Genomic DNA, 12,600 nt, shown 5'->3' with positions numbered 1-12,600 from the left:
ATCGGCCAAGAACTATACGTTGGCGCAAAAGAGGTACCCGACCCCTGTCCCTAGCCGCCAAGTAACAATTTTGTAACGGTTCTTTTGTCGTTTTGTGAACTCAGCTGGAAAGCGTGGGAACGCCTCTGGATAAGCATGGGAGGGGACGCGGGGCACTTAGCGATCCGCTCCCATATCACACATCGCGTTGTTACGTTTGGTTACGACCCTCAGGGCAATTTTCGTTCCATTTCTGTATCATTCGTTTCGTCGGATCAGTCAGGGAAAACCTAGGTCGATTCTATCAGTAGAACTTCGCAATTTGCGACGAATCGCCAAATCGTCGATTTAAATGATTAAAGTGGTTTTCGGCGCATCGTATTAAATCCGAGGATTAAATTCGATTAATGCACCACGCGAGTCCGGCAACGGGCGCCCTTGACAAAAGCGGATCATTAATTAGTTGTACTCGTGTTGTTGCGTAATTATTCGTGGCGACGTCCTTATCACGCGAACGCTGTTCGTTTTAGCGGCCAAGGTTTATCGGCCTTGATAGACAGATGTCATCTTTCAGCAGACTCTCTCCAAGACTAAAACCATCATTTCGTCAAGTTCCTGAGATCGCAAAAACTGTTTCAGTGCTTGCACTTACCGCAGGAATCCTGAGCCTTGCAGGTTGCGGCGGTGAAACAAGCGATGATGGCAGCACCCAGTCCGTGACTGCCAACTCCTCCGTCTCTGCCAACGCAGTCGCGAACGCGACTACGAATGCGTACAGCAACGGCGTAGTGCCCACCGACAACGGTTCACCGCCGGTTCAGGCGAACGGTCAGCCTTATAACCGCGCCCAGGTGCAACGGGCGGGACAAGGCGATTGAGCCGTTTCGCGACGATCCATACGAAAGCCTCATATCCCGCGCAAGACCATTTGCAATCGTGACGTCAGCGACAGCTGACTCACGTATCGACGTGTTTGCGTTACGTGTGCCATCGCTTCAGGAGCTGATGGTCATCGGCAAACGTAACGCCAATGTTCTCGGTCCATTCTCCGTCAGTAGCAATCTATAGCTAATCCAATGAAATTCAGACTCTGCTCCTTATTCACCGTTTTAGCCCTGTTGTGCGGGCAATCGATGCCAGCATTCTCGAAGTCATTCTCCAGGGCACATTGGGGCAACACCAACACCACAGCGACAACCTCAACAGCCACCACATCCACGGCAGCCACCACATCCACCGCAGCCACCACATCCACCGCAGCCACCACCGCAAACGCCACTGCCACGCTGCAACCGCCGCCCACCGGCAGCGGAAACGACCGCTTTGCAATGGACGTGAATTGCAATCTCTGGAGCGGAGATCAGACCGCGCTCAACGAATGCTCAAAAGACCTGGATCTGATTGCCGGATTGGGCGTCGGTACGGTTCGCCTCGGTGTTTCGTGGGACTTCATGACGCTGGCCGACGGCAGCACGCTGGACCCCAATAAGGTGGCCTTTCTGAAGGGGCTTCTGAACGCCGCACGGACGCGCGGCATGAAGATTCTTTTCGAGGTGGGCATGTACGCGCCGTCTAGCGCATACCAGTGCTCGGCCACCCAGAATCCGCCGAGCGGATCGTCGCCGCGACTCGACTTCTGCGACGCAGCGTTCACGAAGTATCTCGGCTCGCTGATGGACGTCGTTCTGCCCTTCACGGCTGACATCGAACTGTTCAATGAGACCAACTGGTCGTTCTCCGCTTCGGACCCGTCTTACGGCGATGCGAATGGTATTTCCGGCTACATTCTGAATCGCAGCAAGACGCTCTATTCGGAAGCCAAGCAGGTCCTGAACACGAAGAGCCAGTCGGGCTACAAAACGGTTCTGCACACTCAGGGCATCTCGTACTTCTACAACTCGGCGTATCCGAATAACGGCTGGCAACCGCCCGCAGGTAGCCAGCTGATCCAGGCGACCGACTACATCAATGCCATGGGCAACAACACCAAGAGTGCTTCCAGCCCGTTGAACACCACGATCGACGTCGTCGACGTTCACCCGTACTTCGGCAGCGCCGAGTACAACATGCTGGTGCAGGCATTCATGACCACCGTGTCGAACCTCGTCAGCAGCGGCGCGAAGCCGATCTGGCTGACCGAGACCAACAATGGCACCAACGGTACGGATGCTGGACAAACGGCCGCGTTTAATCAGTTGAAGACTCTGATGAACAACGGTTCGGTGGCGAAGGCGTTCTGGTATGTCGTGCGTAACGGCGATCCAAGCAATGGCGAAGGTGACGGCTATTCGATCTACGACTACAACCGCAACCTGATTCGCCCGCAGCTTGCAGCCGCGATTCAGGCGTACACGGCGACGATTCCGAGTTCGGAACGCTTCCTGTCGGGTTCTTATCTGACGCCGATCCAGTAAGCCTGCATGCTGTAACCCATGAATGAAGGGAGCGCCGACTATGGCGCTCCCTTCTTTTTTGCCGGTTGGGTACACCCTGTGTGCGATCCCTCACGCCAGGCAGCAAACTCGTCCGACCGCGGACGAGTCAACTCAGCGCCGTGCCTTTCTTCTTTTCTTCGGCTTCGGTGGCGTGAGTGCGGCGCTCCAAAACGCGGAGGCCGCGCGTTTGGCCGCCGCCGTCGTTCTTACCCGCGCCGAGTTCGCGACGGTATTGGCGCCGCTTAGCCACATGCTCAGGAACGGGTTCTTCCTGGTCCAGGGATTTTTCATGTCGGCCTCAATTGAAAGGATGCCTACTACCGCGTCGCTCGCCCAGCAGGACGCTGCGGTAACAAAACCACACACAGGGCCATGAACGAAACCAGAATCACCGACGCATAGAGTCGGCTGATCTCGAGCCCACCTTGAGAAACGGGTTTGTCGAGCAGATCCCCCAAGGTCGCGCCGAGCGGACGCGTCAGGATGAACGCTGCCCAGAAGATGGCGGTCCGCGACAGCCGCGACCAGTAATACAGCGCGCCGACGATCAGCAGACCCGCACCGAAGATCAAAGCGCCGTTCTCATAGCCGAGCCCCAATCCGCCTTCGTCCGATCCCGCCACCCAATCGCCCAACGCCGTACCCAATGTCTGCGAAAAGAGGATCGTCACCCAATAGAACCACTCGGCTCTGGACGTGGTTACGCTCTGCACTGACACCGTACCTTCCGATTTGTACCAGACGCCCAGGCTCGCAAGCAGAAGCGCGAAGACGATCATGACACCGCCAGGATAGCCGACTCCCACGGATCGATCGAAGAAGTCGGCCAGCGTGGTACCGAGCGTGGTCGTTGCGACGATAGTCGCCCAATAAAGCGTGGCATTGAACCGCTCTGCCCTGATCTGCCCTGCGACCAGCGCAATAAAAATAACTGCAAAAATTGCGGTGCCGATCAGATAACCCAATTTGAGTGACATAGTCACCCAATCGCCGCCCGTTTCACCAAGTGTCGTGGCCGCGATTTTGATGATCCAGAAGCCCAGCGTGACCTGAGGGACTTTGCTGACTGCATGCGCGCGAATTTCCGATTGGCTGCTATTCATGTGAGGTGCTCACTATTTTCGTGGCTTGAACATAGGCTCAACCTTCGCAGAACAACGCTTAACAGACCCTTAAGCATTCCCGCAGAACTTTCAACGCAGCTCCAGCCACATCGGCTGATGATCGGACGAGCGGCTGTGCGGATCGACATCGCACGACGCAATGCGTGTGCCCAGGTCTTGCGTGACGAAAACGAAATCGCACGCGAAAGGTCCGTCGGGCCATTGCTCGCGATCGTACAGGCCGACCGTCGCGGCACGCGGCTCGCCAGGGTGCGCGCGGGCCCACGCATCGACGAAGCTCGGCGCGTCGGCGATCGGTTCGAGCATCCGGCAAAAGGCGCTGTCTTCGAATGCGCTGTTGAAGTCACCGCAGACAACCGCGCTGACCGGGCGCGCCGTATCGGCAAACGGGCTGTCCGGCTTTTCACCCCGCGCGGGAAAGTGCGCGTGATTGCACGCTTCCTGATGCAACTCGCGCAGTCTTGCGACTTGCGCGAGCCGCTGTTTCTCCGAATAGAACTCGAGGTGCGTGCTGATGACACGAAGCGGACCGACGTCGGCTTCGAGCACCGCTTCGAGCGCGACGCGCAGCATCGACGGCTTGGCGGGATCGGCAGGCCACGGCAGCGAATGGCGCAGCACTTGACGAACCGGTAAGCGGGTCACGATGGCATTACCGAACTGCCGCCGATGACGGCTCGCGCCCAGCGACGGAAGATCGGAGCCGATCGCATCGAGCACGGTCATCTCCGGCAGAAGAGCGGCAAGTTCGGCAAACTGATCGGACGATGGCGCGCCTTTCAGTCCACCTGCCGCCGGTGCTTCGTTGAAGCCGCGCGTGACTTCCTGCAGACACAGCACGTCGAAGTCGCATAATGCGCGTGCTTCCCGCACGATCCGGCCGAGGTCGACGCGGCCGTCGACGCCGCAACCCCACTGAATGTTCCAGTCGACCAGCTTCATGATGGCCTCCTTGAAAGCTCCGACTATAGGTCATCGCTGCGCTTGGCGCTGGCACGGGTCGCCGGGTCACTGAAAGTTAGCGATGAAATCGTGCAGTAAAAATTGTCAGTGAAAGTAAGCGCCAAAAAATGCCGTGCGCGCGATGAATTATGCTGACCTTCATCCCGCGACCGGCTCAATTTCCTTAGAAAATAATGAATAGCTTCGATTTATCCATCGAAACATATCTATCCAACATACATTTCAGTCATTTCGCGACGCTATCCATCCAAGCCATCGACAACCTGTACACCTTCAAAGGTCTCGTACTCGTTCCCGTGCTGTGGTGGATGTGGTTTCAGCAAGACGAATGCCGCGAATGGCGGCGAGAAATGGTTCTCGCGACGGTTGTCAGCGGCCTCGCGGCGCTCTTCGTCGGAAGACTGCTGACTCACTGGTTGCCGTTCAGGGTGCGCCCCGTCTATAACCCCGAACTGCATCTGAGCTTTGCCAGCGGCGATATCAAAAACGCCGTGCTGACCAACTGGAGTTCCTTCCCGAGCGATCACGCGATGCTATGGATGGCGGTCGCTACCGGCATTTTCCTCGTGTGGCGGGGCATCGGCGTGCTGGCGCTTCTCTATACCGCGCTGTTCATTTGCCTTCCGCGCGCCTATCTCGGCTTTCACTACCCCACCGATTTGCTGGTGGGCGCCGCGGTGGGGATCACGATCACCTTGATCATGACGCGCGATGCGATACGCCCGCGCTACGCGACGCCGGTGCTGCGATGGATCGACCTCCACCCGGGGCCCGCGGCAGCGCTGGCCTTTGTGCTCTGCCTCCAACTCGTCACGCAGTTCGACGAACTGCGCAGGCTCGCAAGCGGCATATTGAAGCACCTATGATGGAACGTAGCGCGCTTCGTTCAGATCCGACAGTAGCGTGGGACCGGTCGGTCGCCAGCCCAAACGCGCCTGCGTCTGCGCGCTCGATGCCGGCATATCGAGCGCGGCGAACATCGCCATCCATCCGAAGTAAGCCTGCGCTTCGCCGCGTGCGATCGAGACGACCGGCAACTTCAGGCCGCGCCCCAGCGCCTCGGCGATCTCTCGTGCACTAACACCCTCTTCGCCGACCGCGTGATAGCGCGCACCGCGTTCGCCCTTCTCGATCGCAAGCCGGTACAGCCGCACGACATCCGACAGATGCCCCGCCGGCCAGCGATTACGTCCTTCCTCCACATATGCGCACACGCCTTTGTCCCGAGCGATCTGGATGAGCGGCGTGATGAGGCCCTGCCTGTATGGGTTGTGCACTTGCGGCAAGCGCATCACCGACACGTTGACGCCGTCCTCCAGCAGCGCATTGCCGGCGAGCTCGGAGCCGATGCGCGGGTTCGGGTGGCTGGTGTTGAACACGTCCTCGGCGGCCGGCTGCCCGTTATCCCGGCTGCCGACGCCCGTGCCTGATGTGATCAGAAGCGGCCGATCCGAGCCCGCCAGCGCCGCGCCAAGCGCTGCGATCGCACGCTTGTCCTTCTCGCAGTTCTCCACGAAGTGCGAGAAGTCGTGATCGAAAGCAAGGTGTATGACGGCGTCGGACTTCGCAGCGCCGCTGCGCAGGCTGTCGGTGTCTTCGAGCGTGCCGCGGTGCACCTCCGCGCCCGCTGCGACGAGCGCCTGCGCGCCCTGATCGGAGCGGGTCATGCCGATCACCTGATGCCCGGCTTCGATAAGTTCGGGCACCAAAGCCGAGCCGATAAACCCGGTTGCGCCTGTCAGAAAGATTCGCATGGTCAAGTCTCCAGAATAGCCACGGACGCACTATGCGATCATTCGCTATGCTATTGAAGTAGTGAGCTTATCCCGGTAAAGCGACTAACAGGTTAATCGTCCAGTGAACACCGCCCAATCCCTCGGAGACTTTCTGCGCAGCCGCCGCACGCGGCTCGATCCGGCCAGCTTCGGCTTCTCGGGCCGCCGGCGTACGCCCGGATTACGCCGGGAAGAAGTGGCGCAGCGCGCGAATATCAGTTCGACCTGGTACACCTGGCTCGAGCAGGGCCGCGGCGGCGCGCCGTCCGCCGCGGTGCTGGAGCGCATCTGCGCGGCGCTGATGCTGACCAACACGGAGCGCGAACATCTGTTCATGCTGGGTCTCGGGCGCCCCCCGGAAGTGCGCTACCGCTCCACCGACGCAGTGGATCCGCGCTTGCAGCGCGTGCTCGATTCGCTCGAAGCCAGCCCGTCGATCATCAAGACGGCGACGTGGGACGTGGTCGCGTGGAATCGAGCGGCGGCGGTCGTGCTGACCGACTACAGCGCGCTACCGCCGGGCCAGCGCAACATCCTGCGCTTCCTGTTCGGCGACCCCGACGCCCGCGCAAAACAGCATGACTGGGAGAGCGTCGCCCGCTCCGTCGTGGGGACGTTCCGCGCGGACGTGGCACGCGCGGGGCTCGCCTCCGAGGTCGGCGATCTGGTCGACGATCTGTGTCGCGAGAGCCCCGACTTCGAGCGCATGTGGCGCGAAAACCAGGTATTCGGCCACAGCGAAGGCCAGCACGTTAAGCGCCTGCTGCATCCTGCGTTCGGGACCATCGAAATGGAATATTCACTGTTCGCCGTCGATGGCCGGCCAGATCTGAGCATGCTCGTCTACACCCCGCTCGACGCGCGAATCGCCAGGCGCATCCGTAGCGCCGTTTCATCGATGGACGAGACTGACAGCGCCGCGCCTCTGACCACCGCGTGATCGGCTTCGACGGTCTGGCGCGACCGACGGATCGCACTTCGGCCCACAAATTGCTTGTACGGCATCGCACAACCTTCGCGTAAAAAAATGCCTGAGCAAAACAGGGAGCAAAGCGACGATTCGTCGTCTCGCCGCCAGCGCAGCGGCGGCACGCTCGTGCTTGGCGCATTGGGTGTCGTATTCGGCGACATCGGCACGAGTCCCATCTATGCATTGCGTCAAGCCGCCATCGAAACCGGTTCGATCGACGTGCAGGTCATCATGGGTACGCTGTCGATGATCGTATGGGCCGTCGTCATCGTCGTCATGCTCAAGTACGCGTGGTACGTGATGCGCGCCGACAATGAAGGCGAAGGCGGCATCATCGCACTGACGGCGCTGGTCCGATCGGGCTATGAGGACGAAGGGCGGCGGGTGCCGCGTGCGCTTCTGCTGGCGGGACTCTTTGGCGCCGCGATGTTCTATGGCGATTCGATGGTAACGCCGGCCGTATCCGTGCTGTCGGCCGTCGAGGGACTGAGCGAGATCAGTCCCTCGTTCGATCCATGGGTCGTGCCAATCGCAGCAGCCATCCTGATCGCGCTCTTTTCGTTTCAGCGACGCGGCAGCTCGGTGGTCGGGCGCGCATTCGGTCCCGTGATGGCCGTGTGGTTTCTGTCTCTTGCCGCTGTGGGGTTGTATCGGATCGCGCAACATCCCGTCGTGTTGCATGCGCTATCGCCGCGATGGGCCATATCGCTGATGATCGGCCATCCCCGCATGGCGTTCGCGATTCTCGCCGCCGTGATTCTCGCGCTGACCGGAGCGGAAGCCTTGTATGCCGACATCGGTCACTTCGGACGCCGCGCGATCCGCATTGCGCTCTTCGCCATCGTGTTTCCGTCGATCATCATCGGCTACTTCGGGCAGGCAGCGACCTTGCTGTTCGTGCCCGGCTCTTTTCAGCAGCCGTTCTTCCACGCCGCGCCGTCGTGGGCGCTCGTGCCAAGCGTCATCATCGCGATGCTCGCGACGATCATCGCTTCGCAAGCGGTGATTTCAGGCGCATTTTCAATGACGAGTCAGGCGATCGAATTGGGCTTTCTGCCGCGCCTGCGGGTCGTCGAAACATCGACGGAGCAGCGCGGACAGGTCTATGCGCCCGCCGTCAACCTGATCCTGTTCGTGGCGGTGGTGTTTCTCGTGCTGGCGTTTCGAAGCTCGTCGAACCTGACTTCGGCGTACGGCATCGCGGTCGCACTGACGATGCTGATCACCACGATCCAGATGATCAGCGTGTCGCGCAACGTCTGGCATTGGCCCGTCTACGGCGTGGCGCTCGTGAGCGCGCCGTTGCTCGTCGTCGACGTGACGCTGGTGTCCGCGAACGTGCCGAAAATCGCTTCCGGCGGCTGGTTTCCTGTCGCCGTCGGGCTGATTCTTTTCGTGCTGATGTCGACATGGAATCGCGGTCGCGAGATTGCCGCAACCCATGCGAACGAAGCCGATGCGCTCGACGCATTCCTGCGCGACGCGCTAGCCGGTCCCGTACCTCCGGCGCGCGAGCCAGGCACGGCGGTTTATCCGGGCAACGCATCGGGCAAGACACCGGCGACATTCAGGAGCAACATCCGCCACAATCGCGTGCTGCACGAGACGACGATTTTCTTCGCCAACATATCGGAGTCAGCGCCGCGTATCGATGACGAAACGCGCATCGACGTGCGAGACCTCGGCCACGGATGCTTCGAGATCATTGCGCATCATGGATTCGTCGAGCGCCCTAACCTGCCGCGGCTGCTCGAATCGCTGGCGGGCCGGTTCGATGGCTGGCACTACGATCCCAGGCACACCACGTTTTTCCTGCCGCGCGATGAAGTCATCAAGGGACGTTCGCACGGCAGCATGACGCGCTGGCGCGAGGCGCTGTTCGGACAGATGGCGTTTCATTCCACGCCCAGCGCGGAATACTATGGGCTTCGAGCGGAAGACGTCGTTGAACTGGGCATTCAGGTGGCGCTTTGAACCGGTGAGTCAGCTACCGTTCACGATGGAGAGTCGACGATCACGATGACCGCCTCGCTGGCGGCAAGCAAATTGGCGCCCTGGACGAAGGCGTCACCGATGCGCGTGGTTACCGTCGATAGCAGCACCATGCCCGCGCGCGATTGCACGGTGGAAGCTTCGGCGCCCATGTTCAGCGCGATGAACAGACATTGATTGCCGTAGCGCCGCTCGTAGGTCAGCACGTCGCCGTCGGCAACGACATTCTCTATCGCGCCCCGCACGAGCGCGGCGCTGCTGCGGCGCAGGCTCAGCAAACGCCGATACAGCGACAACATGCTCGACATGTCGCCGTCCTGTTCGCGCACGCTCGTCGCGGTCGCAATCGGCAACCACGGTCTGCCGTCCGTGAAGCCCGCATTCGGCAGCGAGCCATCCCATTGCATAGGCGTGCGCTCGGGATCGCGTCCCTGGCAAATGCCCGGTTGCCGCAACTCCGCCGGGTCCTGAATCTCATCGGACGCGATATAGCCGTCCATCATGCCGATTTCATCGCCGTAGTAGAGCGTCGGCGTGCCTCGTAGCGTCAACAACAGCACAGCTGCTACCCGTGCCTGTGCCGCGCCGACGCGCGACGCAATGCGCGGATTGTCGTGGTTTCCCAGCACCCAGTTCGGCCACGCGTATTCGGGCAACGCAACGTCGTAATCGCGGATCATGCGGGCGATGTTTTCCGCATTCCATCTCGCGCTGAGCAACTGAAAATTGAACGGCATATGCGCTCCTTCGCCGTTCACGCCGTAATACTTCACCAGTTGCGGGACAGTCAGATAGATTTCGCCGATCAGCACGCGCTCGCCGTACTCGTCCAGCGTGGCTCGCATAGAGCGCACGAGTTCATGTACTTCCGGCTGATCCTCGGTGTAAGTTTGCAACAGTCGATGATGGTCCGGCTCGCCGGGCAGATAGCCTGGATTGGGGGGATTGTCGCGAAACTGCGCGTCCTTGATCAACAGCCACAGCACGTCCACGCGGAAGCCGTCCACGCCGAGATCGAGCCAGAAACGCAGCACCTGATCCATCGCGCGGCGCACTTCGGGGTTGCGCCAGTTCAGGTCAGGCTGCTCGCGCAGAAACGCGTGATAGTAGTACTGCCCCGTCAGCTCCTCCCACTCCCACGCCGAGCCGCCCATGCGGCTCAACCAGTTGTTCGGCGGCCCGCCATCGGGCGACGGATCGCGCCACAGATACCAGTCCCGTTTCGGATTGTCTCGCGACGAGCGGCTTTCTTCGAACCACGGATGCCGGTTCGACGAATGATTCGGCACGAAATCGAGCAGCACCTTGAGCCCGAGCCGATGCGCGTGGCCCATCAATTGCTTGAACCCGTCCAGAGTGCCGAACATCGGATCGATGTTGCTGGAGTCCGCGACGTCATAGCCAAAGTCGGCCATCGGCGACGGGTAGATCGGGGAGATCCACACCGCATCGACGCCTAGCGCCGCGACATACTCAAGGCGCGCGCTGATGCCGGACAGATCGCCGATGCCATCGCCGTTGCTGTCCTGAAACGAGCGCGGATAGATCTGATAGATCACACCGCGTTGCCACCACGCCAGCTCCGACATTGCAATTCCTCTTCACGATCGATCGTTTAGGCGCCACGCGCGGAACCTATGCTAAATGACCTCTGGTACAAGAACACGATCATTTATTGCCTCTCGGTAGGCACCTTCATGGACGCGAATGGCGACGGCGTCGGCGACTTCCAGGGCCTGATGCGCAGACTCGATTACCTGCAAGGGCTCGGCATGACGACGATCTGGCTGATGCCCTTCCACCCATCGCCAGGACGCGATAACGGTTACGACATTTGCGACTATTACAACGTCGATCCGAAGTACGGCACGCTCGGCGATTTCGCCGAGTTCACGCATGCGTGCGCCCAGCGGGGCTTGCGGGTGATCATCGATCTCGTCGTCAATCACACGTCCGACCAGCATCCATGGTTCCTGGAAGCACGCAGCGATCCTGCCTCGAAATATCGCGACTGGTATGTCTGGTCGGACGACAAACCGCCCGATGCGCAACGCGGCGTGGCGTTTCCGGGCGTGCAGAAGTCGACCTGGAGTTTCGACAAGCGGGCAAGACGCTGGTACTTCCATCGCTTTTACGATTTTCAGCCGGACCTGAATACCTCCAATCCGCATGTGCAGGCGGAGTTGCTGAAGATCATGGGCTTCTGGATTCAGCTTGGCGTGTCCGGATTCCGCATGGACGCGGTGCCCTTCGTGATCGCGACGAAGGGTCCGAAGGTGCGCTGCCCTGCCGAGCAATACGACATGTTGCGGACGTTTCGCGAGTTTCTGCAGTGGCGCGAAGGCGACGCGATCATTCTGGCCGAAGCCAACGTGCTGCCCAAATCGGATCTCCAGTACTTCGGCGACGAGGGCGAGCGCTTGCCGATGATGTTCAACTTCCGCGTCAATCAAAACACCTTCTACACGCTCGCGACGGGCAACACGAAGCCGTTGAAGGACGCGCTGCTTGCGACGAAGCCACGGCCGCCGACCGCGCAATGGGGGGTGTTTCTGCGCAATCACGACGAACTCGATCTGGGCCGGCTCACGCCCGCTCAGCGCGAGGCAGTGTTCGCCGCGTTCGCCCCGGACCCTGACATGCAGCTGTATGGGCGCGGCATCCGCCGCAGACTTGCGCCGATGCTGTCGGGCGACAGACGCCGCCTTGAACTCGCCTACAGCCTGATGCTGAGTTTGCCGGGCACGCCCGTGTTCCGGTACGGCGATGAAATCGGCATGGGCGACGATCTGCGCCGGCCCGAACGCCAATGCGCGCGCACGCCGATGCAATGGTCGGGCGAGCCGCAAGGCGGCTTCACCAGTCATTCAAAGCCGCCTGTCCCGACGATCTCCGGCGGGGCTTATGGCTTCGAGCGGGTCAACGTGGCGCAGCAGCGGCGCGATCCCGATTCGTTTCTCAACTGGACCGAGCGGATGATTCGCATGCGCCGCGAAGTGCCGGAAGTCAGCTGGGGGGACTTCGAAGTGCTGCCCACCTCGCGAAACGACGTGCTCGCGCTCGGTTATCAGTGGCGCAACAACTCCGTGCTGTTTCTGCATAACTTCCGCGCCGAAGCGTGTACCGTCGAATTCCGCCTGAGCTCCAACGAACCTGGCCGCGATTCGCTGATCAATCTTCTGTCCGACGACCACAGCCGCGCTGACGATGACGGCTGTCACACGGTGCTGCTCGAGCCGTTCGGATATCGATGGTATCGGGTGGGCGGCCTCGACTATCTGCTCAAGCGGAGCGAGGTCTAACAACGACGAGCCACGGCTAAACTGATACGATCGCATGCTCCTGGTCGTTCGCGGACTCAC

Annotated in this window: 10 protein-coding genes; 6 read left to right on the top strand and 4 right to left on the bottom strand. The window is 60.6% G+C overall.

The annotated features are described in order from the left end of the window. The first annotated feature begins 539 nt into the window (after positions 1 to 539). Together VSR82_RS16785 and VSR82_RS16780 are read left to right on the top strand one after the other, a co-directional pair. Positions 540 to 857 carry a hypothetical protein gene (locus VSR82_RS16785; protein ID WP_429462680.1) on the top strand — a complete coding sequence of 106 codons (318 nt, stop codon included), beginning with the start codon at positions 540 to 542 and terminating at the stop codon, positions 855 to 857. Between the two features lie 198 nt (positions 858 to 1,055). After that, positions 1,056 to 2,393: a glycosyl hydrolase gene (locus VSR82_RS16780; protein ID WP_429462682.1), complete on the top strand. Its 1,338-nt coding sequence runs from the start codon at positions 1,056 to 1,058 to the stop codon at positions 2,391 to 2,393. A 338-nt stretch (positions 2,394 to 2,731) separates the two neighbouring features. On the opposite strand, the gene VSR82_RS16775 is transcribed toward VSR82_RS16780, so the two are convergent. Together VSR82_RS16775 and VSR82_RS16770 are read right to left on the bottom strand one after the other, a co-directional pair. Beyond that, positions 2,732 to 3,517, bottom strand: a complete 786-nt coding sequence (locus VSR82_RS16775; RefSeq protein ID WP_368584189.1) for a COG4705 family protein — start codon at positions 3,515 to 3,517, stop codon at positions 2,732 to 2,734. Between the two features lie 90 nt (positions 3,518 to 3,607). Next, positions 3,608 to 4,480 (bottom strand): endonuclease/exonuclease/phosphatase family protein, encoded by an 873-nt coding sequence (locus VSR82_RS16770; RefSeq protein WP_410850979.1) that lies wholly within the window; start codon positions 4,478 to 4,480, stop codon positions 3,608 to 3,610. 194 nt (positions 4,481 to 4,674) lie between these two features. Here VSR82_RS16770 and VSR82_RS16765 point away from each other — a divergent pair, with 194 nt between their 5' ends. After that, entirely contained in the window at positions 4,675 to 5,367 is a 693-nt protein-coding gene (locus VSR82_RS16765; protein ID WP_429462685.1) for a phosphatase PAP2 family protein, read from the top strand. Here the strand turns inward: VSR82_RS16765 and VSR82_RS16760 are convergent. Beyond that, complete coding sequence (locus VSR82_RS16760) at positions 5,362 to 6,255, bottom strand: SDR family oxidoreductase (protein WP_410850978.1); 894 nt, start codon at positions 6,253 to 6,255, stop codon at positions 5,362 to 5,364. The genes VSR82_RS16765 and VSR82_RS16760 overlap by 6 nt on opposite strands. A 103-nt stretch (positions 6,256 to 6,358) precedes the next feature. Here VSR82_RS16760 and VSR82_RS16755 point away from each other — a divergent pair, with 103 nt between their 5' ends. After that, entirely contained in the window at positions 6,359 to 7,216 is an 858-nt protein-coding gene (locus VSR82_RS16755) for a helix-turn-helix transcriptional regulator (protein WP_368584193.1), read from the top strand. An 87-nt stretch (positions 7,217 to 7,303) separates the two neighbouring features. After that, positions 7,304 to 9,220 carry a potassium transporter Kup gene (locus tag VSR82_RS16750; RefSeq protein ID WP_498857935.1) on the top strand — a complete coding sequence of 639 codons (1,917 nt, stop codon included), beginning with the start codon at positions 7,304 to 7,306 and terminating at the stop codon, positions 9,218 to 9,220. A 20-nt stretch (positions 9,221 to 9,240) separates the two neighbouring features. Here VSR82_RS16750 and VSR82_RS16745 read toward each other — a convergent pair whose 3' ends face one another. After that, the gene (locus VSR82_RS16745) at positions 9,241 to 10,827 is read right to left on the bottom strand and encodes an alpha-amylase family glycosyl hydrolase (RefSeq protein WP_498857934.1); all 1,587 of its coding nucleotides are present in this window, start codon (positions 10,825 to 10,827) and stop codon (positions 9,241 to 9,243) included. 48 nt (positions 10,828 to 10,875) lie between these two features. Between VSR82_RS16745 and VSR82_RS16740 the strand changes: the two genes are divergently transcribed. Beyond that, the gene (locus VSR82_RS16740) at positions 10,876 to 12,540 is read left to right on the top strand and encodes an alpha-amylase family protein (protein ID WP_429462692.1); all 1,665 of its coding nucleotides are present in this window, start codon (positions 10,876 to 10,878) and stop codon (positions 12,538 to 12,540) included. Positions 12,541 to 12,600: the final 60 nt, after the last annotated feature.

It is taken from the genome of Burkholderia sp. JPY481, from assembly GCF_038900515.1.
GTDB lineage: Bacteria > Pseudomonadota > Gammaproteobacteria > Burkholderiales > Burkholderiaceae > Paraburkholderia > Paraburkholderia youngii.
The sequence above is the reverse complement of the archived record's forward strand: the minus strand, read 5'-3'. Positions and strand labels throughout refer to the sequence as shown.